Origin of the sequence: Streptomyces abyssalis (genome assembly GCF_001751365.1) — a bacterium.
Lineage (GTDB): Bacteria > Actinomycetota > Actinomycetes > Streptomycetales > Streptomycetaceae > Streptomyces > Streptomyces abyssalis.
Genome location: NZ_LJGT01000041.1, coordinates 813,850 through 839,171, shown reverse-complemented (window position 1 = coordinate 839,171; position 25,322 = coordinate 813,850). Strand labels below are relative to the sequence as shown.

Annotated in this window: 21 protein-coding genes; 8 read left to right on the top strand and 13 right to left on the bottom strand. The window is 68.9% G+C overall.

The window, feature by feature from the left end; all coding sequences use genetic code 11:
• Window positions 1–40: 40 nt before the first annotated feature.
• On the top strand, window positions 41–733 hold the full coding sequence (locus AN215_RS24540; protein ID WP_079123377.1) for a TetR/AcrR family transcriptional regulator: 693 nt from the start codon (window positions 41–43) through the stop codon (window positions 731–733).
• A 114-nt stretch (window positions 734–847) separates the two neighbouring features.
• Here AN215_RS24540 and AN215_RS24535 read toward each other — a convergent pair whose 3' ends face one another.
• From AN215_RS24535 to AN215_RS24500, 8 genes are all read right to left on the bottom strand, one after another.
• Complete coding sequence (locus tag AN215_RS24535; RefSeq protein WP_070010961.1) at window positions 848–2,410, bottom strand: acyl-CoA carboxylase subunit beta; 1,563 nt, start codon at window positions 2,408–2,410, stop codon at window positions 848–850.
• A gap of 118 nt (window positions 2,411–2,528) precedes the next feature.
• Complete coding sequence (locus tag AN215_RS24530) at window positions 2,529–4,880, bottom strand: SDR family oxidoreductase (RefSeq protein ID WP_070010962.1); 2,352 nt, start codon at window positions 4,878–4,880, stop codon at window positions 2,529–2,531.
• A gap of 2 nt (window positions 4,881–4,882) precedes the next feature.
• Window positions 4,883–5,818: an aromatase/cyclase gene (locus AN215_RS24525; RefSeq protein WP_070010963.1), complete on the bottom strand. Its 936-nt coding sequence runs from the start codon at window positions 5,816–5,818 to the stop codon at window positions 4,883–4,885.
• 50 nt (window positions 5,819–5,868) lie between these two features.
• The gene (gene fabG / locus AN215_RS24520; RefSeq protein ID WP_070010964.1) at window positions 5,869–6,654 is read right to left on the bottom strand and encodes a 3-oxoacyl-ACP reductase FabG; all 786 of its coding nucleotides are present in this window, start codon (window positions 6,652–6,654) and stop codon (window positions 5,869–5,871) included.
• 59 nt (window positions 6,655–6,713) lie between these two features.
• A complete protein-coding gene (locus AN215_RS24515) occupies window positions 6,714–7,931 on the bottom strand; it encodes a ketosynthase chain-length factor (RefSeq protein ID WP_070010965.1) in 1,218 nt (405 codons plus the stop codon).
• Window positions 7,928–9,184, bottom strand: a complete 1,257-nt coding sequence (locus tag AN215_RS24510; RefSeq protein WP_275521533.1) for a beta-ketoacyl-[acyl-carrier-protein] synthase family protein — start codon at window positions 9,182–9,184, stop codon at window positions 7,928–7,930. The genes AN215_RS24515 and AN215_RS24510 overlap by 4 nt, the downstream gene beginning before the upstream one ends.
• A gap of 54 nt (window positions 9,185–9,238) precedes the next feature.
• On the bottom strand, window positions 9,239–9,562 hold the full coding sequence (locus tag AN215_RS24505; RefSeq protein ID WP_070010967.1) for a TcmI family type II polyketide cyclase: 324 nt from the start codon (window positions 9,560–9,562) through the stop codon (window positions 9,239–9,241).
• A gap of 124 nt (window positions 9,563–9,686) precedes the next feature.
• On the bottom strand, window positions 9,687–11,162 hold the full coding sequence (locus tag AN215_RS24500) for an FAD-dependent monooxygenase (protein ID WP_070011382.1): 1,476 nt from the start codon (window positions 11,160–11,162) through the stop codon (window positions 9,687–9,689).
• A gap of 444 nt (window positions 11,163–11,606) precedes the next feature.
• Between AN215_RS24500 and AN215_RS24495 the strand changes: the two genes are divergently transcribed.
• Window positions 11,607–12,485, top strand: a complete 879-nt coding sequence (locus AN215_RS24495) for a hypothetical protein (protein WP_070010968.1) — start codon at window positions 11,607–11,609, stop codon at window positions 12,483–12,485.
• 120 nt (window positions 12,486–12,605) lie between these two features.
• Here AN215_RS24495 and AN215_RS24490 read toward each other — a convergent pair whose 3' ends face one another.
• Window positions 12,606–13,361, bottom strand: coding sequence for a response regulator transcription factor (locus AN215_RS24490; protein ID WP_079123376.1), 756 nt, complete (start codon window positions 13,359–13,361; stop codon window positions 12,606–12,608).
• Window positions 13,362–13,724: 363 nt separating this feature from the next.
• On the opposite strand from AN215_RS24490, the gene AN215_RS24485 reads away from it, so the two are divergent.
• Entirely contained in the window at window positions 13,725–14,399 is a 675-nt protein-coding gene (locus tag AN215_RS24485) for a ScbR family autoregulator-binding transcription factor (protein ID WP_070010969.1), read from the top strand.
• Window positions 14,400–14,551: 152 nt separating this feature from the next.
• Here AN215_RS24485 and AN215_RS24480 read toward each other — a convergent pair whose 3' ends face one another.
• The 3 genes from AN215_RS24480 to AN215_RS24470 all read right to left on the bottom strand — a co-directional run bounded on the left by AN215_RS24480 (window position 14,552) and on the right by AN215_RS24470 (window position 16,849).
• Window positions 14,552–15,211 (bottom strand): ScbR family autoregulator-binding transcription factor, encoded by a 660-nt coding sequence (locus AN215_RS24480; RefSeq protein WP_070011384.1) that lies wholly within the window; start codon window positions 15,209–15,211, stop codon window positions 14,552–14,554.
• A 121-nt stretch (window positions 15,212–15,332) separates the two neighbouring features.
• The gene (locus AN215_RS24475; protein ID WP_070010970.1) at window positions 15,333–16,106 is read right to left on the bottom strand and encodes an SDR family NAD(P)-dependent oxidoreductase; all 774 of its coding nucleotides are present in this window, start codon (window positions 16,104–16,106) and stop codon (window positions 15,333–15,335) included.
• A gap of 65 nt (window positions 16,107–16,171) precedes the next feature.
• A complete protein-coding gene (locus AN215_RS24470) occupies window positions 16,172–16,849 on the bottom strand; it encodes an HAD family hydrolase (protein ID WP_070011385.1) in 678 nt (225 codons plus the stop codon).
• Between the two features lie 597 nt (window positions 16,850–17,446).
• Here AN215_RS24470 and AN215_RS24465 point away from each other — a divergent pair.
• Both AN215_RS24465 and AN215_RS24460 read left to right on the top strand, forming a co-directional pair.
• Window positions 17,447–18,415, top strand: coding sequence for a ScbA/BarX family gamma-butyrolactone biosynthesis protein (locus AN215_RS24465; protein ID WP_488803510.1), 969 nt, complete (start codon window positions 17,447–17,449; stop codon window positions 18,413–18,415).
• Between the two features lie 149 nt (window positions 18,416–18,564).
• On the top strand, window positions 18,565–19,860 hold the full coding sequence (locus tag AN215_RS24460; RefSeq protein ID WP_070010971.1) for an erythromycin esterase family protein: 1,296 nt from the start codon (window positions 18,565–18,567) through the stop codon (window positions 19,858–19,860).
• A 153-nt stretch (window positions 19,861–20,013) separates the two neighbouring features.
• Here the strand turns inward: AN215_RS24460 and AN215_RS24455 are convergent, their stop codons facing one another.
• Window positions 20,014–20,991 (bottom strand): zinc-binding dehydrogenase, encoded by a 978-nt coding sequence (locus AN215_RS24455; RefSeq protein WP_070010972.1) that lies wholly within the window; start codon window positions 20,989–20,991, stop codon window positions 20,014–20,016.
• Between the two features lie 329 nt (window positions 20,992–21,320).
• On the opposite strand from AN215_RS24455, the gene AN215_RS24450 reads away from it, so the two are divergent.
• From AN215_RS24450 to AN215_RS24440, 3 genes are all read left to right on the top strand, one after another.
• Window positions 21,321–22,553, top strand: a complete 1,233-nt coding sequence (locus tag AN215_RS24450; protein WP_070010973.1) for a Tm-1-like ATP-binding domain-containing protein — start codon at window positions 21,321–21,323, stop codon at window positions 22,551–22,553.
• A 133-nt stretch (window positions 22,554–22,686) separates the two neighbouring features.
• Entirely contained in the window at window positions 22,687–23,514 is an 828-nt protein-coding gene (locus AN215_RS24445; RefSeq protein WP_070010974.1) for a phosphoenolpyruvate hydrolase family protein, read from the top strand.
• 162 nt (window positions 23,515–23,676) lie between these two features.
• Window positions 23,677–25,290 carry a serine/threonine-protein kinase gene (locus tag AN215_RS24440; RefSeq protein WP_107374494.1) on the top strand — a complete coding sequence of 538 codons (1,614 nt, stop codon included), beginning with the start codon at window positions 23,677–23,679 and terminating at the stop codon, window positions 25,288–25,290.
• Window positions 25,291–25,322: the final 32 nt, after the last annotated feature.

The window sequence follows — 25,322 nt, the reverse complement described above, 5'->3', positions numbered from 1 at the left end:
GCCCACCACACCACAGCCTTCTTCCCGCGAGGTATCACGAGTGAACAAGACCGCGAACCAGATGGACATGCGGCACAGGCCGATTCGCAGGGGAACGCCGGAGAGGCGGCAGGCCATTCTGCGTGGCGCCCGTACCGTCTTCGGCAGCGAGGGTTACACCCGCGCGAGCATCGACGCGATCGCGGCCGAGGCCGGGGTCTCCACCCGCACCCTCTACAACCATTTCACCGACAAGGAGAGCCTCTTCCGCACCGTGCTCCTGGAGAGCGCGGCCTCCGTCTCGGCGGCCACGGAGGCGGTCTTCGAACGGCACTTCCGCACGTCGGCGAGCGTGGAGCAAAGTCTGCTCGACCTCGCCCTCGACTGGGCCAGGCAGTCCGACGTCCACCCGGAGCACTTCGCTCTCGTACGCCAGATCATCCCCGAAGGGCCCCGGCTGCCCGCCGACGTGCTCAAGGAATGGGAGCGCATCGGGCCGCGGGCGACGCGGGCGGCGCTGGAACGGCGACTGCTCGAGGTGGGCCGTCAGGGGCTGCTCGCCATCGATGCCGCCAACTCGGCCCAGGCGGCACGGCACTTGGCGATGTTGATCGGAGGCGGAGTCATGACGGAGTCCTACTTCGGGGCGCTGCCGTTGTCGGACGAGCAGATCGAAGGGCTGGTGACGGACGGGGCGCGGATCTTCCTGCAGATGTACGCGCGGACCGGAGACGCGGGCCCGGGACCGGTCTGAGCCGGGGTCCGCGAGGGCTCAGCCGCGGGTGATCCGCACACCCCCTTCGCCCACCCACGGAGCCGGTGATTCCGTCATGCCGTCACAACTCCCGGCACGTACACGGACGGAGCCTCACTGCGGGGGGTTGCCGTGCTTGCGTCCCGGCAGCTCGGCGTGCTTGGTACGGAGCATGTCGAGTGAGCGGATCAGAACGGCACGAGTCCGGCAAGGGTCGATGATGTCGTCGACCAGACCGTGTTCGGCCGCGTAGTACGGGTGCATGAGTCGTTCCCTGTACTCCTCGATGCGCTGCTCGCGTACGGCTTGTGGATCCTGAGCCGCCTTGATCTCGCGGCGGAAGATGACGTTCGCCGCGCCCTCGGCGCCCATCACGGCGATCTCGTTGGCCGGCCACGCGTATGACAGATCGGCGCCGACGGAGCGGGAGTCCATCACGATGTATGCGCCGCCGTAGGCCTTGCGCAGGACCAGGGAGATCCGCGGCACGGTGGCGTTGCAGTACGCGTAGAGGAGTTTCGCGCCGCGCCTGATGATGCCGTTGTGCTCCTGATCCACACCCGGCAGGAAGCCGGGTACGTCGACCAGGGTGACCAGGGGGATGTTGAAGGCGTCGCAGAACTGGACGAAGCGCGCCCCCTTCTCGGAGGCTTCGATGTCGAGGACGCCGGCCAGCGAGCCCGGGTTGTTGGCCACGATCCCCACGACCTGGCCGTCGAGCCGGGCCAGGGTGCACACGATGTTGGTGGCCCAGCCCGAGTGCACTTCGAAACAGTCGCCGTCGTCGACGATCTCCTCGATGACGGCGTGCATGTCGTAGCTGCGTTCCGGCTCGGCCGGCACCAAATCGAGCAGGGCCGGGTTCTCGCGGTCGGCCGGGTCACTGCTGGGGACGCGGGGCGGCAGTTCGCGGTTGTTGGACGGCAGCAGCGACAACAGGTAGCGCACGTCCTCGATGCAGCTGGCCTCGTCGTCGTACGCGAAGTGCGACACCCCCGAGAGGGAGGCGTGCACGTCGGCGCCGCCCAGACCGTTGTGGGTGATGTCCTCGGAAGTCACCGTGCGGACCACGTCGGGCCCGGTGATGAACATCTGCGCGACGTCGCGCACCATGAACACGAAATCGCTCAGAGCCGGGCTGTAGGCCGCACCGCCCGCGCAGGGGCCGAGCATCACCGAGATCTGCGGGATGACTCCGGAGGAGCGGGTGTTGCGCCGGAAGATCCCGCCGTAGCCGGCCAGGGCGCTCACGCCCTCCTGAATCCGCGCGCCGGCCCCGTCGTTCAAGCTCACCAGCGGGCATCCGGCGGACTGGGCCAGGTCCATCACCTTGTGGATCTTATGAGCGTGAGCCTCCCCCAGCGCACCGCCGAACATCCGGAAGTCGTGGGCGTACACGAAGACCGTACGTCCGTGTACGGTCCCCCACCCCGTGATCACTCCGTCGGAGTGCGGTCTGTTGTCCGCCAGGCCGAACCCGCTGGCGCGGTGCCGGCGCAGCGGCTCCACCTCCGTGAACGACGTCTTGTCCAGGAGCAGCTCGATCCGTTCCCGTGCCGTCAGCTTCCCTCTGGCGTGCTGGGCGTCGGTGGCGGCCGGATCGCCGGTGTGGACCGACTCCTTGAGCTCGGTCAGCGTGCGGAGCCGGGAGAGCATCGTGTCGTCTGCTGAGGACATTCCTTGGTCCACACTCCCTCGGACGTGGGCGAACGGCGGGACGGCTCGGACGTGGGCGAACAGCGGGACGGCCGCCTGCCGGCCCGTACGGGGACGACGGGCCGGCAGCTCAGGGGGGTCAGCCGAGCAGGGTCCCGCCCGTGGCGTCGACGAAGGAGCCGGTGACCCAGCGCGCCTCGTCGGTGGCGAGGAAGGCCACCACATCCGCGATGTCCTCGGGCTCACCGACCCGGTTGAAGGCGGACAGACCCGCCATGAACTCCACCGCCTCCGGCATGTCGAAGACGGGGTTGCTGTTCCGGGTGATGCCGGGCGCCACGGAGTTGACCGTGATGTTCCGCGGGCCGAGGTGCTTGGCGAAGTGCAGGGCCAGCTGATCGACGGCGCCCTTGGTCATCGCGTACGCGATCTCATCGGGGTTGGCGCACCGGGTGAGGCCGGAGGTGATGTTGACGATGCGGCCGCCGTCGGGCATGTGCTTCAGCGCGCGCTGGATGAGGAAGAACGGTGCCCTGGCGTTGACCGCGAAGAGCCGGTCGAAGGTCTCGGGCGTGGTCTCTTCCGGCTTGACTCCGCCCATCACACCGGCGTTGTTGACCAGGATGTCCAGGGCGACGCTCCCTGTGCGGTCGCGCAGGGCGTTCTCCAGGCCCAGGAACAGCTCGTGGACGTCTCCGTCGACGCCGAGTTCGGCACGGACGGTGAAAGCATGACCGCCGTCCTTCTCGATCGTTTCGACGACGTCCTCGGCCTCGTCCTTGCCGGCGGTGTAGTGCACGGCGACGAGCGCGCCCTCCTGCGCGAGGCGGATCGCTGTCGCGCGCCCGATGCCGCGACTCGATCCCGTGACGAGGGCGGTCTTGCCCGTGAGCTTTCCCATGAGTGATCTCCAGTTCTTCGGCGTTGCGGAGGCGGTGGAATTCGCCGGGGTGTGAGGGGACCGCTCCGTCGGCGTTGCGGAGGCGGCGGAATTCGCCGGGGTGTGAGGGGACGGCTCCGTCGGCGCGCCGAACCAGCCGTGCAGAGCAGCGGTGAGACCCGCCATCTCGGTGCCGGCCCAGACGACATGTCCGTCCGGACGCACCAGTAGGGCGCCGGTGTCCGGGGACGGCTCGCCGGACAGCGAGGTCGCCGTCACCGTTCGCACGAGGCCCGTCCAGCGGGCTCCGACGGCGCGCAATCCGTCCTTGAGGGCGGCGTCGGCCGTCAGGACGAGCAGCACACCCCGTCCGGGGCGCAGGAGTTCGGTGCTGGTGGCAGCTCCGTCGGAGGAGGTGAGCCGCCAGTGCGGCAGCCGCCTGCCGAGCAGGGGGTGGGTGCCGGTGCCGGCGTCGTGGCGGATGTCCAGTCCGGAGATCATCCCGGCCAGGTGCTGCCGCACTCTCCCGCTTCCGGTCAGCTCGGTGAAGATCTGCCGTACGCCGTCGACTTCGGGGCCCCCGAGCAACAGCATCGCCTGGGCGCGGATGTTGCTCAGGACCTCCCTGCCGACGGCGTGCCGTTCGGAGTGGTAGCTGTCGAGCAGGCCGTCAGGGCCACGCCCGAGAACCTGCGCGGCCAGTTTCCAGCCGAGGTTGAATGCGTCCTGCAGGCCCAGGTTGAGAGCCTGACCGCCGATCGGCATCTGCTGATGCGCGGCGTCCCCGGCGAGGAGGAGCCGGCGGTCGCGGTACCGCGCGGCCTGCCGGGAGGTGTCACCGAAGGCATTCACCCACTGTGGGGTGCCGCCGCCGATGTCCTCGCCGGTGACGCGCCGCCAGGCGGCCACGATGTCGCTGAACTCCGGCTGCCGACCGGACGGATGAGCGCCGAACTCATGCACCATCACCCGGGTCACGCCGTCGGGCCGCCGGGCGGCGATGGCGAGACCGCCCGGGAGCCGCTCGAAGCGGCGGTCGGGGATCTCGATGCCCGCCACGTCGGCGCGCAGCAGTTCCCGTTCCGCGTCGGCGCCGGGGGAGTCGAAGCCGCCCAGGCGCCGCACCGTACTGTTCTCGCCGTCGCAGCCCACGACGTAGTCGGCCCGGAAGCGCACCGCCGACCCGTCCGCGGTCCGCACGTCGACGGAGGCGTACTCGTCGGCCACGGTCAGGCCGGTCACCTCGTGACCGCGCCTGATGTCGGCTCCCAGATCCGTCGCCCACCGGCCGAGGAGCTCCTCGACCCGGGTCTGGGGGACCTTCCACTGCCCGGGGTAGGGGCTGGGCAGCGTGAGGTCGAGAGGGACGCCCCCGAAGTGGCCCCTGGCGTCATCGGGTACGTCCCCCAGCGGTGCCAGCAGGCCGCGGCTGTCCAGGACCTCCATGGTGCGGGCGTGCAGCGTGGAGGCGCGCGACTCGGTGGTCGGCGACATGAGCGTCTCGAGGACGAGCACTGCCACCCCGGCCAGCCTGAGCTCGCCGGCGAGCATCAGCCCGACCGGGCCCGCGCCGACCACGATGACCTGGGTGGAGGTGCCGTCCGCGGACATGATCAGGCCCGTGCTTCGGCGTAGTCCTTGGCGTGGCCGAGGGTGGCGAGACTGTTGGTGCTCAGCGCGTTGTGAACGTACGCCTTGGCGTCCTCGACGGTGGCCTCGGAGCCGAGGATCCGGGTGATGTTGTCGGTGTTGATCGTGACGGTGTGCTGGGACGACGCCGTGACTCCCCCGTCGTCCGGGCTGAATGTCCAGTAGCCCGTGTGCAGGGTCATCAGAGCCGGCAGCGTGACCTGCTTGTAGGCGATGCGCCGGTGCGGGAAGGTCACCCGGTACGACTTGGTGGTGTGCACCGAGCCGTCCTTGGCGCGGGTGTCCATCTCCAGTTCCTGGAGCCCCGGGGTGTCCTCCGTGAGGCGGACGGTGGCCACGTGCGGCAACCGCTCGGCCCACTGATCGGCATCGTTGACGAAGTCGTACGCGTCCTTCGCCGACCCGGCGATCCTGATGCTGTCCTCGAAGGAGAACGTCAACTCTTCGTTGGTGTGGGCGAGTTCGACGTTCGTCTTCAGCGCTTCCAGCTCTGTGCGGGAGTTGCGGTCGACGGCCTCGTCCAGCCACCGCAGGCTCTCCGGATCGTCGTCGACGGCCCGGTAGTCGTGCAGCAGCCGGATGCGGGAGACGCCCGGGGAGGCTTCCTCGATGATCCAGGCGCCTCCCATCGAGGCGACAGGGTGCGCGGAGACCTCTTGCCGGAAGTCGATGCGCTTGCTGTCCGCGTCCAGGGTGCGGCGCGAAGTCCATTGCTTGGCCTCGCCGTTGGCGGTGGCCCAGATACGGATGCGCTCGGTGCCTTCGCCCTTCTCGACGTGGTCGACGTAGATGGTCGGCGGGAATATCCGCGGCCAGTTCTCCACCTCGGCGATCAGCCGGTAGACAGTGGCGGCCGGCGCCGAGACCGTGATCTCGTGCTCCACCTCGCGGGTCGTCATGTCGGACTCTCCTTCCTCATCGGGTCTGTGCAGGCGCTGTCCGAAGGGCCTCAGAAGTTGCCCAGGCCTCCGCAGACGTTGAGAGCCTGGGAAGTGATGGAGGCAGCGGTGTCGGAGACCAGGTAGCCCACCAGGCCCGCCACCTCCTCGGGCGTCGAGTACCGGCCGAGCGGGATCTTCGCCTGGAACTTGTCGAGGATGGCCTCCTCGGTGGTGTCATAGGCGGCGGCGTAACCCTGCCGGACCCGCTGGGCCATGGGGGTCTCGACATAGCCGGGGCAGACCGCGTTGACCGTGATACCGGTCGGGGCCAGTTCGTTGCCGAGCGCCTTGGTGAAGCCGACCACGCCGTGCTTGGAGGCGGAGTAGGGAGCGCCGAGTACGACGCCCTGTTTCCCGGCGGTGGAGGCGATGTTGATGATGCGCCCCCGGTCCTTGCCCCGCAGCCCGCCCGTGGTCAGCGCCTCCTGGGTGACGCGGAAGACGCTGTTGAGGTTCGTCTCGATCACGTCCTGCCAGAGCTCTTCGGCGAGGTCGGCCGTGACGCCGCCGCCACTGCGGCCCGCGTTGTTCACGACCACGTCGAGCGTCCCGAAACGGTGAACGGCCGCCTGGATCCAGGCGTGCACGCTCTCGGTCGACCGCACGTCGACGTCAGAGCCGTCGACGTCCAGCCCTTCGTCCTGGAACTGCTTGACGGTCGCCGCGACGTTCTCGGCGCTCCGGGCGCCGATGAACACCTGATGGCCGCCGTTGGCGAGGAGGCGGGCAACGGCGAGGCCGATCCCGCTGGTGGCACCGGTGACGACGGCGACGCTGCGGTCTTTCTGCGACATATCCACTCCAGGAAGAAAGGACGGGGCTCGGTTCGGGTCGTACGACTCAGGCAGTGCGGTCAGTCCACGGCACGTACCACCACGGCTGAGTTGAAGCCGGAGTAGCCGCGTGCGAGGACGAGCGACGTGCGCACCACGGCCGCGCGTGGCTGGTGGGTCACCAGGTCGATGGTGTAGTCGGGCGACAGCTCCACGTTGGTGGTGGGCGGGATCAAGCCCTCGCACGTGGCGAGCAGCGCCGACACCACATCCACGGAAGCTGCGCCGGAATAGAGGCGCCCGGTCATCGTCTTGGGGGCGGTGACGGGGACCCCGGACGGACCGAAGACCGCGGTGATCGCCTCGGCTTCGCTGCGGTCCAGGTCCGGCGAACCGGCGGCGTCGGCGAACACGACATCGACCTCGCCCGCCTCGATGCCGGCGTCGGCGAGCGCGGTCTCGATGGCACGGCGAAGACCGGGTTCGCCTCCGCTGCCCGGCCTGGGGTCGAAGGTCGCACCGTAGCCGGCGATCTCGCCGTAGATCTTCTTCGCGCCGCGGGCACGTGCGACCGCCTCGTCCTCGAGGATCAGCAAGGCACCACCCTCGCCGGGCACGTAGCCGTCGGCCGCCGCGTCGAACGGGAGGTAGGCACGGTCGGGATCCTCGCTGGTGGAGAGACGACCGCCGGCCAGCTGCGCTGTCCATCCCCAGGGGCAGATGGGGGCGTCGAACCCGCCCGAGAAGATCATCTTGCTGCCCTTGCGGAGCTGCCGCCGGGCCTGGGCGATCGCGTCGAGGCCGCCCGCCTGATCACTGACCACCACTCCGCTGGGGCCGCGCATGCCGTTCCGGATGGAGATCTGGCCGCTGTTGACGGCGTAGAACCAGGCGAAGGACTGATACGCGCTGACGTATTGACTCCCCTGGCTCCACAGCCTCTGGAGCTCGTTCTGACCGAACTCGAAACCACCCGAGGTCGAGGCGGTGACCACGCCGATGTCGTACTCGCCGATGTCGTCGGGAGAGACGCCCGCGTCCTCGAAGGCCCAGTCGGCGCCCACCAGGGCGAGCCGGGTCATCCGGTCGGTCTGTGGGAGCAGCCTGCTCGGCAGGTGGTCCTCGGCCGTGAAGTTGCGGATCTCACCGGCCAGTCCGGCCGGGTACCGCTCGGCGTCGAACCTGGTGATGCGCCCGATCGCGTTCTTGCCGACCCGGGTCGCTGCCCAGAAGTCGTCCACACCGAACCCGTTGGGGGTCGCGATGCCGATTCCGGTGATGACGGCTTTGGTTCTCATCCCACCCTCCCGACGGGGCGGGTCAGCACCATCGCGCTCTGGAACCCGCCGAAGCCGCTGCCCACGGTCAGTACCGTGTCGGTCCGCTGCTCACGTGCTGTGAGCGGCACATAGTCGAGGTCGCACTCCGGGTCGGGGGTGTGCAGATTCGCGGTCGGCGGCACGACGTCGTTCTCCATGGCCAGTACGGAGGCGGCGATCTCGATCGAGCCGATCGCTCCCAGCGAGTGACCGACCATCGACTTGATGGAGCTCACCGGGGTGCGGTAGGCGTGGTCGCCGAGGCTGCGCTTGAACGCCGCGGTCTCGTGCCGGTCGTTCTGCTTGGTGCCGGATCCGTGCGCGTTGATGTAGTCGATGTCCTCGGGGTTGGCCCGCGCCTCGACGAGGGCGACCCTGATCGCCTCGGCCATCTCACGTCCGTCGGGCCTCAGACCCGTCATGTGGAAGGCGTTGCAGCGCGAGGCGTAGCCGGCTATCTCGGCGTAGAGGTGCGCTCCACGTCTCTTCGCGCTCTCGAACTCCTCCAGCACGAAGACCGCGCTGCCCTCGCCGAGCACGAAGCCGTTGCGGGTGGCGTCGAACGGCCGCGAGGCGTGTTCGGCGTCGTCGTTGCGCGGAGTCGTGGCCTTGATCGCGTCGAAGCACGCCATGGTGATCGGCGAGATGGGGGCGTCCGTCGCACCGGCGATCATCACGTCGGCGGTGCCTTCGCGGATCAGATCGACGGCATGCCCGACCGAGTCGATGCCCGAGGTGCAGCCCGTGGACACCACGGTGTTCGGCCCTTCCGCGCCGACCGCCCACGCCACCTCGGCCGAGAACGAGCTCGGCACGAAGTAGTTGTACAAGTGCTGTGGCGCATACGTGTGGTCGACGAGGTCGAGACGGCCGTCGTCGCTGACCACGCGGTACTCGTCGTCGAGGCCGGTCGTCGCGCCGACGGCGCTGCCGATGGTGACACCCATACGGTGCGGATCGACCCCGGCGAGTTCGAGGCCGCTGTCCGCGAGCGCCTCACGGGCGGTGACGACACCCAGCTGGGCAGCCCGGTCCATGCGGCGTATCTCCTGCGGGCTCAGCCCGTGCAGCTCCGCGTCGAAATCCGCCTCCGCCGCGACTCTCGAGCGGAAGGCCGACGGGTCGAAGAAGGTGATTCCCCGGGTCGCCGTACGCCCTTCGCTCAGCAGGCTCCAGAAGCTCTTGACACCGATCCCGCCCGGCGCCAGAACGCCGACGCCTGTGATTACCACCCGGCGGCCCACTGGGTGACCCCCTCCCGTTGATTGGGTGTGACGGTTCTTCACTCACGCCGTCCAGTTGTAGAAGCGGGTGCCCATGGCATCCGCCGGGGAGCGCCACGTCGCAGGGTCGTACGGCTCGATGAACGGCTTGAGGTCCTGGCTGATCTGCACGAACCGCGGATCGTTCTTGGCGTCCTCGATGAGCTCGCCGCCGTTGTCACCGTCGAAGTCCTGCAAGTGGAAGTAGAGGCCCTTGTACGAGAACAGCTGCCGGCGTCGTGTGCCCATTCGATGCGGCATCTCGCTGTCGTCGAACTCGCTGAAGAGCCGCGCCACTTGGGCGCTGGACTCGACATCCATCCGGGCCACGATCAGGGTGCTGTGCATGTCTGTGTGCCTCCCGTGGGTCGGCTAGAGCGGTGGGCGGTACGGACGGATGAGGACCGCCCGGGTGCCGGAAGCGGCGGCCGTGGCCTCTCGTTCACCCCGGCAGGACGTTCGCGGCGAAGCACTATCGCCTGCCCGGCTGGCCGAACCAGCGCTGGAGGGTGCTGGGCAGGTCGCGGCTGCTGCCTGGAGCGACCCAGGCGACGTGGCCGTCGGGGCGGACCAGGACGGCGGAGCTTCCCCGCAGCCCGGAGGCCGCCGAGACGTTCCGTGCCTGGGCCGTGACGATGTCGACCCGGTCGGACCAGGGGGCCGCTCGCCCACGCAGTCGCGGGTTGTCCTCCAGGTCGAGCAGCACACCGCGAGCGGAGTGCAGGAGTTCGGTGCTGGATGTCCCGCCCCGCTCGCCGGCCAGCTCCAGGGACGGCATACGCCGCCCGAGCAGCGGATGACCGGCGGCGCCGACGTCGTAGCTGATCTCCAGTCCGCTGACCATGGCGGCGAGGTGCTGAGAGACCTCTTCGTATGCGATGAGCTCGCTCATCACGTCACGCAGTGGCTGCACTTCGGCCCCGGAGAGGAAGAGCAGTCCCTGAGCCTGGGTGTTCATGAGCAGCCGTTTGCCGACGGCGTGCCGTTCACTGTGGTAGCTGTCGAGCAGCCCTTCGGGGGCCCAGCCGTTCGCCACCGCGGCGAGTTTCCAGCCGAGGTTCACCGAGTCCTGAATGCTGGTGTTCATGCCCTGCCCGCCGGCGGGCAGATGGATGTGCGCGGCGTCGCCGGCCAGAATGACGCGCCCGCGGCGGTACTCGGTGACCTGGCGAGTGGCGTTGCCGAAGGCGCTGACCCACACCGGTTCGGCGTGTGAGATGTCATCGCCCGTCAACCGCTTCCAGGCGTCGGCGACTTCGTCGAAGGAGGGCGGCACCTCGCGCTGCTGCGGCGGGGCGCCGCGCTCGCAGACGATGATCCGGGTGATGCCGCCCGGCAGCGGGCCGATCATGACCATCCCGCCGGGGAGGGTCTCACCGATCATCCGCGGTTCGAGTTCGATGCCCTTGATGTCGGCGAGGAACATCTCCATGGTCGATGCGGTGCCGGGAAAGTCGAAGCCGGCGGCTTTGCGCACCGCGCTGCGACCGCCGTCGCAGCCCACCAGGTGACCGCAGCGCAGAGTATGGACGCCCTGCGGGCCGCGTACCTGTACTTCGACGCACTCTCCGTCGTCCTTGAGTGAAACGAATTCGTGTTCGCGCCTGATGTCTGCGCCAAGGCTGGTGGCCCACTGTTCGAGATGCGTCTCGGTGACGGACTGCGGAACCGTCTTGGCGGCCTGCCAGGCACCTTCGAGTACGCCGAAGTCAACGGGAAGTCCGCCGAAATGACCGACGTTGCTCGTCTCGATGTCACCGAACCTGGGCAACAGCCCGCGCTGGTCGAAGACTTCCATTGTGCGCGCAGTGAATCCAAGGCCCCGCGATTCCCCGGTTCGCTCCTGCAGGCGCTCCAGGACGATGACCTCAACTCCCGCGAGCCGCAACTCCCCGGCGAGCATCAATCCTGCCGGTCCTGCACCCACCACAATCACTGCAGCGTCCATGTGCCTCTCCTCGGCCATCTCGGGGTTTTCCGGAACTGATGCCTGCACCCGGGAAGCGGGGACGCAGGTTCACATGCGACTCAGCACAGAGCAGCGGAAGTTGCTAACGAGGTTCGTCGTAGGCCAAAGCGATTTCAAGACGCTACAGGTTCAGGTCTGCGCAAGGTTCTTCAGGCCTCCGCGCATTTCAAAGAGACAGGTGAGACGAACGTCAGGAGAAACGCAAATGGAACATTGCACTCCGCTACATGCCCGACCGTCGATGCCTGCGACCTGGCAAGATGTCTGACCCGCTCGTCACGGAATGAGTGAGCCGCATGAAATGAATGTCAGAGAATGCACAACTGGTGAGTCTTCTCCTTGTGATGCAGGAATTCTGAGTCCTAGCATTACCGCTCGCCCCGGCCCGAAAGCCGGCGAGGAACAACCACTCAAGGGGGAACGGTGACCAAGGAGACGATTCGCGCCGCGGCGTGCGCCGGCGTCGGCTGCCGTGACGGGGCGGCCGGCCGTCCGCCCCGCCGGACGGTCGCGGGGTCCCGGCTGTGCGTGTCCTGCCGGAAGCGTCTCGCGCGGGACCTCGAAAGCCTGCCCGGTCTGTACGCGGAGTGTGCCCTGCATCTGGACGGCGGATCCGACCGGCGGCGCGAACGGACCTCGGGTGGACCGCTTCCCGGCATGCCGTTCAACGCGGCTGCCGCCGAGGTGCGTTCCTCCGTGCTTCTGGTGCTCGCCGGCTGGGCCGGCGTTGTCAACCAGGAACGCGGCATATCGCCACCCCCGCGTGCGGTCGCGCCGATGGCCGCGTTCCTGCTGCGGCACGCGGCCTGGCTGGCCGCTCACGAAGCGGCGGGCGACCTCAGCGAGGAGATCACCCAACTCGTGCACACGGCACGCCGGGTGATCGACCCCGACCCGGCACGCACAGTGCCGGTCGGCGACTGCGTGGAGTCCGGCTGTGGAGGCACCCTGACCGCCGCGGTCGGCGCCGACCGGTCCGGACGGCCGCCCGCCGAGATCATGTGCGACGCCGACGGCGAACACCGCTGGACGGGCAGGCAATGGCTGCAGCTGAGCCGCCTCATGGCGGCTCGGACCAGGGGCCCGGCGCCGGACGGACCGCCCGCGCACCCCGAACAGGAGGAGCCGGTGCGCTGGTTCAGCGCCGCCGAAATCGCCCGGCTATGGAACATCCCGCCGGGCACGGTCTACCGCCACGCGAGCCAGCAACGCTGGCGACGGCGCAAGAACAGCCAGAGCCGTGCGTACTACCACGACGCGGATGTCCGACGGACTCTCAGCCCATCGCCCCGCACCGCGTGAGCACGGGACCGGCCCCGTGCTCACGCGGCGCCAGGCGTCGCGGAGCCGGGGCCCCGTGGACGGAAAATCCCGAGTATGCAGCTCGCGGTGCCGCGCGGAGAACCGCCGCCGGCGTCGGCGTCAGGCTCGTCCGAGCCGGAAGCCCACCCCGCGGACTGTGATGATCCAGCTGCTCGATCCGAGCTTGCTGCGCAGACTGCTGACATGCGTGTCGATGGTGCGCCCTGAACGGGACCACGAGTCGTCCCACACCTGCATCATCAACTGCCTGCGGGAGATGACGGTTTCCGGCTGGGAGGCGAGCAGGTGCAGTAAATCGAACTCCTTGCGGGTCGCCACGATGCGGCGTCCGTCGAGCCGGATCTCACGGATGCCGGCGTCGATGCTCAGTCCGCCGCGCGTGATGATCTGGGCAGGAGGCTGGGGAGGCCGGACCCTGCGCATGACGGCTTCGATACGGGCCATCAACTCACTGAACCCGTAAGGCTTCACCATGTAGTCGTCCGCGCCCGCCTGCAGTCCGAGGACTCGGTCGAGTTCGGTGTCCCGGGCGGTGACCGCGATGACGGGAGTGGCGCAGGTGGCTCGAATCGTGCGGCAGATCTCAAGACCGTCAAGGTCGGGAAGGTCGAGGTCGAGCAGGATGAGGTCGGCACTGTGGTGCACTTGCAGCGCCTTGGCGCCGGTGGCCACATTCTCGGCATGATGACCGTGCCTGGACAGCCCCAGAACGAGGGCATCGGCAGCACGAGCCTCACTCTCCACGACGAGGACCCGCAGGGCCTCCCGGCGGGGGTGGACGGCGGTGATCTCAGCCGGTCGCGCAGGCGCAGAGGTGCCGCGTGGCCCGAACAGCTCTGTGGAATGCCGATTCATCAATTGCTCCTACACGTCTGAGCGATGGACGCATCACGAGTAGTCCCCCGGATTTGCGTGACGCTACAAACCGGCATCCCGGTATGTCAAGACTTTTGCCTTGGCTGTTAGCTCACATACCAAGAGTGCGCAAGGTCTCAACCAGACGAATTTTCCGGCCAGTTGGAGGAGTGCCACAGACCGGCGGTAGACGCTTAGGCGTGACCCTTCATTGTTTCCGTACAAATAAGCCGAGTTGAACAGAAGGTTGAGCGGAAGGCTCCTTGCCGCTTCGTTCGTCCGCCTAGATATAAAACCAGGAGGTTGGTTTGATAGTTCCACCCATACTCGACCCCGACAGACAGTTCCCTCACAGGAGCCACCTTGAACAAGCAGCAACGGGCAGCCCGCACCCGTGACGCACTGATCCGTTCGGCAGCCGAGCTGTTCGAACGACATGGTTACGACAAGGCACGCCTTGCAGAGATCAGCTCCGGGGCCGGGGTGAGCTCGGGTGCCCTGCACTTCCACTTCGAGAACAAGGCCGCGGTGGCCGACGCGGTGGAGGACGCGGCGTGTCTGTCCCTTCGGCGGGCGGCACACAAGGTGAGCCTGTGCCGGACGAGCCCGCTGCAGGCGCTGACGGACGTGTCACACATCTTCGCGTACCTGCTGAGCTGCGACGTCGTCGTCAGCGCCGGATTCCGGCTCAGCTGCGACCCGACCCGCCAGAAGGAACTCAACCTCCGTCAGGAATGGCACAGCTGCGTGCAGCAGCTGCTCACCCGGGCCTCCGACGACGACATCCTCACCAGGGAGGTTTCCCTGCAGCACCTCGTTGCCTCTGTGATGGCCGCGACCGTCGGCCTCGAAGTCCTCGGCAGGGACAACAAGGAATGGCTGTCCCGGCGTTCGCTCACCGGCTTGTGGCAGCTGCTGCTGCCGCGGATGGCCGCACGGCATGCGCAGGACACCGTCGATCCGAGCGGCACCGACCTGGTGATCAATGCCTGGGCGCTCAGCATGGGGAGCGGATCACTGTCGCCGCCCGCCCGCTGAGCGCTCCACTCACGTCCTTTGCGGTTTCTCCGACAACGCTGCCAGTCGGCACGCAGCAGGCCCGGTTGCACAGTCTGCGCCTGCCGGTGTTCACCGTCGGCAGCATTCCCGCGCGCCGGCCTCTCACCCGGAGACGAACCGCGAACTCCCGGTCAGCGGGCGCCGTTCGCCTGGACGGCACGCATCTCGGCAAGTGCTCGCTCACCGCGGCCGGCCGACATGTCCAGCGTCTCCAGCACGGCAGGAATCACAATGCCGGGCATCAAGTGCTGGTACAGCGCCGCGATCTGGCGGCTCAAGTCGTGGGCCTCACCGAGGATCTGACTCATCATGTTGACGCCGGCGTAGGCACCGACGAGAAGCTGGGCGGTCACCCGCGGCTCGACGTGCGGCTGCAGCTCACCCCGGTCCCTCGCCTCGTTGAGGATGCGGAGAGAAACCTTTGTCCAGTCGCGGTACGGACCGCTTCGGTTCAGCCCCTCCCCGCCCTGGTCGAGGGTGAGCCGGACACTGCCGCGCAGCAGGGTGTCATGGGCGAGGCGGTGAGCGAAGATCAGACCGAGATCCACGAACTCCTGCGCCTTGGACGCCTGCGGCAAGGGGGTGGAGCTCGCCTCGACCTGGGCCTTGATGACCTCGACCGCGAGCTCTTCCTTGGACGCGAAGTGGAAGTACAGCGCCCCCTTGGTCACGTTGGCCCGTACGAGGATCTCGGTCAACTTCGCCGCGTCGTAGCCGCGTTCCTCGAACACCGCGGCAGCAGCGAGCAAGATCGACTGCCGGGTTCGTACCCCGCGATCCTGTTTCGCCACGGAACTCTCCATCCATCCTTCTGCGGCCGCGTGGCCTTCGTTGCCCAGCAGACCCGCTCCAAGTCGCCCGAGTAATTCTATACCGCTAGGTATGTTTGTCTTCAAGCTGTGGAAAGCGCTCTCACACCATGGTGAACCCGCCGTCGACCGGCATCGTGGCCCCCGTGACGAATGACGCACGGTCGCTGCAGAGCCAAGCGGCCGCCTCGGCGATCTCGGAGGGCTCCGCCGTACGCGCCTGCGGCGTCGCCTGATGCAGTGCCGCCTCCATGTCCGGGTGGGCGTCGAACCACGCACCGACCACTTCGGTCCGTGTGGTGCCGGGGGCCACGGAGTTGACACGGATTCCGCGGTCCGCGTACTCCGCTGCGGCAGCCTTCGTCAGGCCTATGACCGCATGCTTCGACGCGACATAGGGAGCCGCCACCGGTGTGGCCCGCAGTCCGCCGACACTGCTGTTGTTGACGAGGGCTCCTCCGGTGCCGGCGGCGAGCATCGCGGAGATCTCCGCCTGCAGGCAGTTCCAGACACCGCGCACGTTGACGTCCATGATCTGGTCGTAGAGGTCGTCCCCCATCTCGTGCAGTGGCGTACGGCCAACGCCGAAGCCGGCGTTGTTGAAGGCCACGTCCAGGCCCCCGAAGCGGTCGACGGCACATTCCACCGCGGCCACGGTGTCCTGCGCCCGGGTCACGTCACACACGGCGTACTCGGCCCGCGCCCCTTCCGAACGAAGCTCTTCGGCCAATGACTTGATCCGGTCCTCGCGGCGGGCGGCGAGCACCACGTCGGCCCCTTCCCGGGCGAAGACCCGGGCGGCCGCGGCCCCGATTCCGCTGCTCGCCCCGGTGATCAGGGCGACCTTGCCCCGGAGCAGGCCATGACGAGGGGTCATGATGACTTCTTCCCTTCACAGTTGATTGGTGTGGCCCACGGCGACGGGACTCCCGGCCGCGGAGGTCAGCGGATCCACACGGCACCCGCGGCGGCTTCGGCGTCCACCAGGCACAGCAGTTCCTCGTCGATCTCGGCCGGCGAGGTGACCAGGTGGCGCACCCCCGCCTCCCGCATCAACACGCCCTGGAAGCCGTGCTCGAAGTCGGAGGCGTGACCGATGAAGGCCACGTCGAGTTCCCTGGCGGCTTCCGCGACCCGGGCCACGTCGTCGATGAACAGCACCTGGTCGAACCCGAGCCCGAAGACGTCCGCGGAGATCTCCCGGATGCCGGGCCGGATCTCGTCGGTGCACACGTACCGCGGCCCGTCGAAGAGGTCTTCCCACTCCCCCAGGAATCGGTCGAAGTGTTCCTTCCGGAGACCGCCGTAACAGATGACCTGCAGACCCTGGGCCCGAAGCCGGCGGAGCAGTTCGACAGCTCCGTCCTGGACGCGCAGGGGGTGATCGGACAGGTACGCGTCGCGCTCTTCGAAGAACGCCTCCAAGAGCTCGGGCACGGACCAGTCCAGACCCGCGGCCACTCCGAGCGCCTTTGCCGCCAGGTGCTGGGGCTGAGAGAAGATCTCTCTTTCGACGTCTGCGGAATACTCGGCTCCGCGACGGGTGATGAAGCGGTGGATGACCGGGCTGAAGGTGTCCGTGAGCAGGACACCGTCGATGTTGACAGCTGCCAGCCGTATTTGACGCAAGGCATCTCCATGATCGCCGGTGCCGTCATGCCGCGGCGGTCACGAATTCCTCGTGCTGGATCGCGCTGCGTTCGTCGATGGCGACGCCGAGCATGAATTCCCCTGGTGCCCGCAAACCCCCGGACGCCGAAAACGTAGCGGATGGCCCGTTGCTTGAACAGTCCTGCCGAATCGCCCAGTCCCCATAGCCGTATCGAGCGGCTGTCGCAGGGAGTTGACACAGTATTGACATTGGGTGTGCAGGAATTGACATTGCAGATACCTGACCGGGGGCTCACTTGAGAGATCTGCGGCCGCCCCGGCCGAGTTCGGGTTCCGCGCCGGCCGCCGTGACGTGATGCCGCGTCTCTGGACTCACAAGTTCTGCCCCGACTTCACCTGATCCACTTGTACAAGAAACCGATCAGTACGTATGTTGGCTCCCGCTTGAGGAATCCTGGGGCATCCCTTGGGTGATACATGACCGTCACTTGACGGTTGCACAGGCCATGCACAGGTCTCATGCCGCAGGGCCCTTTCTGGGCCTTACCGGGGTCGCAAGGGCGCCGTCCTTTCGTCAGCAGCGGAAATCGTCAAGGGGGAACAGTGATCCAGAGCATCGCAGCCAACTCCGCTCAGACTTCCTGCCGTTGCGCGACAGCGCCCCCGCCAGGACTCACGACGACAGTGCCGCGTGAGTACGTACACCGCGCATCCGTCACCGAGGTCCTCCTCACCGGCTGGACCACTCTCAAGGACGGACGCTGCGCGATGACGGCGCAATGGCCCCGAAGCCACAGCTTTTTCACGCCCATCGGGCGCACTTTCTACGATTCCCTGCTGGCCGCCGAGACGATCCGGCAGGTCGGAGCCCTTCTGGCGCACACCTCATTCGACGTGCCCCTCGACCGCAAATTCCTCATGTGGGACCTGAACTACTTAGCTCTCCCCGACCGCCTCGCCATAGGCTCGGCTCCCGCAAACCTCGAAATCGACGTCACCTGCACCGATATCCAACGACGCAGGAACGAGCTGGCCGGTCTGCGTTACGAGACCTCCATCCGGCTCGGTGGACAGGTCGTCGCCAGCGGCGGAGCCGGCTACAGCTGCGTTTCCCCCAAGGTCTACGACAGGCTGCGTGCCGCACAGCTCTCCCGGGCGGCCGGCAGCCCTCCCGCACCCCTCGCCCCTGTCGCACCCGCGAGTGTGGGCCGGGGCTCCGACTTCGACGTGGTCCTCGCTCCCTCCGGGACGCCCGGGTCCTGGCAGGTCCGCCTCGAGCCCATGCATCCGGTCCTCTTCGACCACCCCGTCGACCACATACCGGGCATGGCTCTGCTCGAAGCGGCACGCCAGGCCGTCCACGCCTCCGACCCCGGCCCGCGTCCGGCGCTCATCACCAGCATCGACAGCAGCTTCCAGCGCTATGCCGAATTCGGCCGGCCCTGCTGGATAGAGGCCACGCGGGACTCCGAGGACCCCGGAGGATGGACGCGCGTCACGGGCCGTCAGGACGACGAAACGGTCTTCACCGCGGCAGTCCTCGCTCAGCCACTGCCTCTTGCCGGGTCTCGCTGACCCGTCCACAACCCCGGGTCCCGCGGACATGCCGAACGTGACGGACTTCCGCCGTCTCATGGGCGGGACCTGGCCGATGACACGGTGACGAAACGCCCATTTCCACCCACATTTGACTTCAACCGGACTTGAAGTCACAGGGTGACTCCATGACGCTCTCCCCAGATGGACGCACAGCTGTCACGGAGTGGATCAAGGAGATGGCCCACCCTCTGACCACAGCCGACCCGTCAGCACCCCTCGACGATCTGCGGCCGCTGCTCAGCATGCTGGGCGACGGAGCGTCCGTGGTGGGGTGCGGCGCCGGCACCCGAGGGGCGCACGAGATCCTCGCCCTCCAGGCCCGCCTCGCCAGGCTGCTGGTCGTGGAAGCCGGCTTCCGCGCTGTCGTACTCGACCAGGACTGGACGCTCGGCGTCGGGCTCGACGAGTTCGTCCGCACCGGAACCGGCGATCCCGAGGCGCTCCTCGCACGCGCCGAGCCCTTCTCGCGAACCGAGGAGGTCCTGGAACTCCTCGAGTGGATGCGGACATTCAACATGGCTCATCCCGGCGACCCGGTGCGCTTCGTCGGGGTGAGCCCCCACGAGGTCAGGGGATCGGCGTACGACACGGTCGTCGACTTCGTCCGCCGGGCCGCCCCGGACCGCGTGGCGGAACTGGAGGCCTGCTATGCCGGGCTCCGTCCCGGCGACGACGTCCGCTCGCACACCCGCCGGTTCCGTGACCTCCCCGCCAGAACCGTCTGGGTCGACCGGGCACGGGCCGCACATGCGCTGGTGGCAGGAGTACCGGCGGAACGGGACGGTCACGCCTGGGCGGTACAGAACGCGCGCCTGATCGTCCAGTACTACGAGCTCCACGATCACGATCAGCAACCGCTCGATCCGCACAACATGGCCCAGTTCGAGCGGTTCTTCGCCGAAAACCTGGCCTGGTGGCACGAACACACCGGCCACAAGGCCCTGTTCTGGTCCTCGAGCTCGCACACGTCCAACGGATCCGGACGGGCCATGAGCTTCCCGCCCAATCCGGTGCGGGTGTCCCGCAACGCCGGAAGCTACCTCAGGGACCGCTTCGGGCCCCGGTACACATCGATCGGACTCACCTTCGACCACGGCGAACTCGCCACTCACGGGGATGCGCCGCCGCACCAGGTCCCGAACGCCACCCCGCCCTTCGCGGAGTCGGTGCTGAGCGCATCGGGCATCAGCGCCTTTCTCCTGGACCTCGGTGGAACTCCGCCGCCGCCGGTCGCCGAGTGGCTCGACGAGATCTCCCGGCTGCGGGCCATCGGACCGCGCTACGACCCGGACAACGACGCCGCCCACCACATGACCGGCGGATCGCTTGCCGAGTGGTTCGACATCGTCGTCCATTGCCGGCGCGTGACACCGGCCCGCCCCATCCGGAACACCGGCCGCCGCGCTGCCGTCCTGCGCTGAGCCGGACCGGCCTCGCGTGCGGGTGTAAAGCTCGACTCCCGTGCGGCGCGGCCCGTACCGCGCCGCACGGGAGCCCCAGGTGCTGCGGCGGCGTCGTTCACGCACCCCGCGGCCGCCGCCTGGACGGCACCTCCGGGTACGTGTGGACTCCGTCTACGGGACGAGGACGACCTTGCCGGTGGTCGCCCTTGCCTCGATGGCGGCATGCGCGGCAGCGGCCTCCGAGAGCGGGAACGCCTGCACACTCGGCATCAGCGTGCCGTCCCCCACCGCGGCCAGCGCCCTGGCCTCGAACTCCGGCCCCTCCTCCGGCCGTTCGAGCAGCAGCGCCAGGGCGTCCACCGCGCTGATGTCACGCTTCCGCAGCATCTCGGGGTCCGGCACGAAGTCCTCCTGGGAAGCACTGCCGATCGTCAGGTAGCGGCCGCCGTCGGCGATGAGCTCGAAGGCCCCCTGTGCCTTGGCGCCGCCGACCCCGTCGAGCACCACCGTGACCGCGCGGCCGCCCAGCTTCTCGGCCACGTCGTGGCTCCAGGAGGACTCGTTGTAGTCGACGGCGAGGTCCGCACCGAGCTCACGCACAGCCGCTGCCTTGGCGGGGCCGCCCGCGGCACCGATCACCTGCGCCCCGACCCGTCGCGCGTACTGCACGGCCAGCCGGCCGACCCCGCCCGCCGCGGAGGTGATCAGGACGACGTCGTCCGAGGTGAGCTCCGCCATCTCCAGAAGCTGCAGGGCCGTGGTCCCGGTGACCACCATGGCGACGGCGTGCTCGTACGTCACCCCGTCAGGGATCCGGTGTACCGACGCCAGGTCGGCCACCGCCAGTTCCGCGTAGCCACCGGGTGCACCGGCGGAGGTCACGACGGCCAGCCCGGTCCACGCGGGGTCCACCCCGGGACCTACCAGATCCACGGTGCCCGCCACCTCTCCGCCGAAGATCGACGGAAGTTCCGGGAGCGGCGGCATCATGTCGCTCTCCAGGCCCGATCTCATCATCGTCTCGACCAGATGCACCCCCGCCGCCCGCACGGCGATCCGCACCTGGCCCGGGCCCGGCACGGGGTCGGCGACGCTTTCGTAACGGAGGTTCTCCGCAGGACCGAAATCGTGCAGAACGACTGCGTGCATGGTGCCCTCCCGGACCTTGGACCAACGCGACACCCTCAGGGTGCAACTTAACCTTAACTTTAAGTCAAGCGGAGCTGTTCCCCATCAGCCTGCTGCCTACGGGTGCGTCGCGGGCGGCGACGCACCAGGTGATCCCCGTACGTGCCGGGCCGAGGGCGTGCGCGCAGCCGGCCGGGGTCCTTCAGCCGGCCCGGGCAGGCCCCGAAGAACCCTGGCCCGCGGGGACTTCATGGAAACGAGGTCGCGGGGCAGGACATCTGTGAACCTGAGTGCCATGGCTCTCGGAGGCAGCAGAGGCGAGCGAGGGCTGGAAACAGGAGGTGAGCAGGATGGCCACGGTCGTGCTCGTCGGCACGATGGACACAAAGGGTGAGGAGTACGCCTGGATCTCCGACCGCGTCCGCGCGCACGGGGTCGAGACGGTGACCGTCGACGTCGGCTCCTTCTCCGAAGCGCCCGCGTCCGGCGCGGACGTGGCGGCGGCCGAAGTCGCGCGCGCCGGAGGGGGCGACCTCACGGTGCTCCGCGAAGCCGGCGACCGCGGCGCGGCCATGGAGGTGATGGCGTCCGGGGCTGCGGCGGTCGTCCTCAGGCTCCACGCGGAGGGCCGGCTGGACGGGGTGCTCGGCGTCGGCGGCTCCGGCGGATCGTCCGTCGCCTCCCGTGCCATGAGGGCGCTGCCGGTCGGCGTTCCGAAGTTGCTGGTCTCGACGATGGCCTCGGGCGATGTCTCCCCGTACGTCGGCGAGGTGGACGTGACGCTGATGCACGCGGTGGTCGACGTGGCCGGGATCAACTCCGTCTCCCGGCAGATCTTCGGCAACGCCGCCGCGGCGATCTCCGCCATGGCCGTGGAGCACGAGGCACGCGGTGACGCACCCGGGGGCGAACGGCGGCCGGCCGTCGGTCTGTCGATGTTCGGCCTGACCACGCCGGCCGTCGACGAGGCGCGTGAAGAGCTGGTGCGCCTCGGGTACGAGCCGCTGGTCTTCCACGCCACCGGGGCCGGCGGCCGCGCGATGGAGAAGCTCGTGCGCGACGGCCGTCTCGCCGGGGTGGTCGACCTGACGACGACGGAACTGGCCGACGACCTGGTCGGCGGCGTACTGAGTGCGGGACCCCACCGGCTGGAGGCGGCGGCCGCAATGGGCGTACCGCAGGTCGTGTCGCTCGGAGCGCTCGACATGGCCAACTTCGGGCCGCGCGAGACGGTTCCGGCCGAGTTCGGGGACCGTACGTTCGTGATCCACAACCCGGCGGTGACACTGATGCGGACCACGCCGGAGGAGAACGCCGAGCTGGGCCGGCGCATCGGCGCGAAGCTCGCGGGTGCGCACGGGCCGGTCGCCGTCCATCTCCCGCTGCGCGGGCTGAGCGGCATCGACGACGAGGGCGGCCCGTTCCGCGACGCGGCGGCGGACGACGCTCTGTTCTCGGCGCTGCGTGACGCGCTCGCGGGATCGCCGGTCGAGGTCGTCGACGTGGACGCGCACATCAACTCCCCCGGCTTCGGGCGCGATGCCGCCCGCCGCCTCGACCGGCTGATCACCCGGGCGGTGTGAGGGGCGGCTCCGTACGGAAAACCCGCTGCGCACGAGGGCGGCAGCGGGCGCGTACGAGAATGCGGGACGGACGCGGAACGCACGGCACCGACGGCAGACCGACGGCAGAGCGCCGGCAGAAGGGAGCACGGCTTTGGACCGCGAAACGGCGATGCGGCGGCTGAGGGCCACCGCGGCGGAGGGACGCCCGGTCATCGGCGGCGGGGCCGGTACGGGCCTGTCCGCCAAGTCGGCCGAGGCAGGCGGCATCGACCTGCTCATCATCTACAACTCCGGCCGCTACCGGATGGCCGGACGGGGCTCGCTCGCGGGGCTGCTCGCCTACGGCGACGCGAACGCGATCGTCATGGAGATGGCCGACGAGGTACTGCCCGTGGTCGAGGACACCCCTGTCCTCGCGGGCGTGAACGGGACCGACCCGTTCCGGGTGATGGGCCGCTTCCTCGACCAGGTCAAGGCGGCGGGCTTCACCGGGGTGCAGAACTTCCCCACGGTGGGGCTGATCGACGGTGTCTTCCGGCAGAACCTCGAAGAGACCGGCATGGGTTTCGGCGCGGAGGTCGAGATGATCGCCGCCGCGCACGAACGCGGGCTGCTGACCGCCCCGTACGTCTTCGACGAAGCGGACGCGACCGCCATGGCGCAGGCCGGGGCCGACGTCCTGGTCCCGCACATGGGCCTGACGACCAAGGGCAGCATCGGCGCGCAGACCGCGCTCACGCTCGACGAATGCGTCGAGCGGATCCAGGCGATGCGGGACGCCGCGGCCGCGGTCGACCCCGGCATCCTGGTCCTGTGCCACGGCGGGCCCATCGCGGAGCCGGAGGACGCGCAATACGTCCTCTCCCGCACGTCGGGGGTCGTGGGCTTCTTCGGCGCCAGCTCGATCGAGCGGCTGCCCACCGAAGAGGGCATCCGCCGGCAGACCGAGTCCTTCAAGTCGGTGACGTACAGGCGCTGAGCGCGCGTCGCCGTCACGGAGCCGGGTCGCCGGGTGGCCGGCGCCGGCGGCACAGCCCCGCACGTCACGGCGACTGCCCCGGAACGAGGAGTCGCCGTGGGACGACGTCGCTAGGGTGTGGCGTACGGGGTGACAGGTGAGGCCGCAGTCGAAGGGGGCCCGATGGAACCGCTGGGAGCCGGGGATCCGCGAACTGCCGGCCCGTACCGGTTGACCGGCCGGCTCGGCCAGGGCGGCATGGGCCGGGTGTTCCTTGGTGAGTCCCCTGCGGGGCGGCGGGTCGCGGTGAAGGTGGTACGGGAGGACCTGGCGTCCTCCCCCGGCTTCCGCGACCGCTTCCGCAGGGAGGCGAAGCTCGCGATGCGGGCGGGCGGCTTCTGGGCGGCACAGGTCGTCGACGCGGACCCGGACGCCGCCATGCCGTGGATCGCCAGCCAGTACGTCGACGGGCCCTCGCTGGCCCAACGCGTCCGGCAGCAGGGGCCGTTGGACGAGAGCGAGGTGCGCAGGCTCGGCATCGGGCTGGCCGAGGCGCTCGCATCGTTCCACAAGGGCGGCCTCGTGCACCGCGACCTCAAACCCTCCAACGTCCTGCTCGTGGACGACGGTCCCAGGGTCATCGACTTCGGCATCTCCAAGGCGCTCGAGACCTTGGAGACTTCGATGGGAGCCGATCTGACCAGGGCGGGAACCGTCCTCGGTACACCCGGTTTCATGTCGCCCGAGCAGGCAATGGGGCAGCCGGCGGGTCCGCCGTCGGACATCTTCTCCCTCGGCTCGCTGCTCGTCCACGCGGCGACAGGCGCGGGAGCCTTCGGCGACGGGCCTTCACACGCCCTGCTGTTCCGCGTCGTGTACGAGGAGCCCGACCTCGGCGGAGTGCCGTACGGCCTGCGGGAGTTGGCACGGGACTGCCTGCGGAAGGCACCGGAGGACCGGCCCGCCGCCGGGGAACTCGTCGCGCGCCTCGCGAACCGGCAGCCGTCGGCGGTGCGCGACCCGCGGGTCGCGCCGGAGGACCTGACCACAGGTTCGCGGACGGACGTGACGGACAGCGGTCCGCACGCGGACGCCGTGGCGACCACCGGGCCGCAGCAGGCGAATTCGGCGAGGGCGGCGGCCGCGACGATGCCTCCCGCCCGTTCCGCGCCTCCGGGCCGACCGGAGCAGCCCGCGCACGCCGGGCAGCCGGCGCCGGCGGAGGCCCACCGGAGCCGGCCGTCCGCCGGGACGCAAGGCGGTCCGGCGGACCCTCCCGCGTTCGCGGTGGAGGAATGGGGCCCCCAGGCGTTCTGGCGCCGGATGCGACGGCCGGTCCTGCGGGCGTCGGCGATCGGCGGCCTGCTGCTCATGGTGGGGTTGGTCCTCGACGTCCTCCCAGCGCTCTGCGCGTACGCGTTCTTCGCCACGCTCGTGTACCTGAGCCACAACCTGAGGGTCTCCCTGCCGCTGCTGCGGGCCAGGGCCCTGCAAGTGGGGGCGGACGGGCTCCATGTGCGGTACGGCCCGCACATGCTGGCGGTGCCCTGGCGGGACATCGCGTCCGTCACGTTCACCAGGGCGAAGAACATGCGCGAACTCGCCCTGACGGTCGCCCTCGCGAAGGGGGCGGACACTCATGTGCCTCAGCAACTGAGCCCGGGAGAGGGTGTGTTGAAGTACACGATCGTCTCGCCCGCCAAAGAGGAGACGCGCACCCGGGCGGCCGGACTGGAAACCGCGCTGCGCAGCTTCGCCGGCGGCCGTTTCCAGCAGAAATTCCCCGCGGCCCGCTGACAGGGGCGGTGCGCAAGCACGGCAGCAGGGGT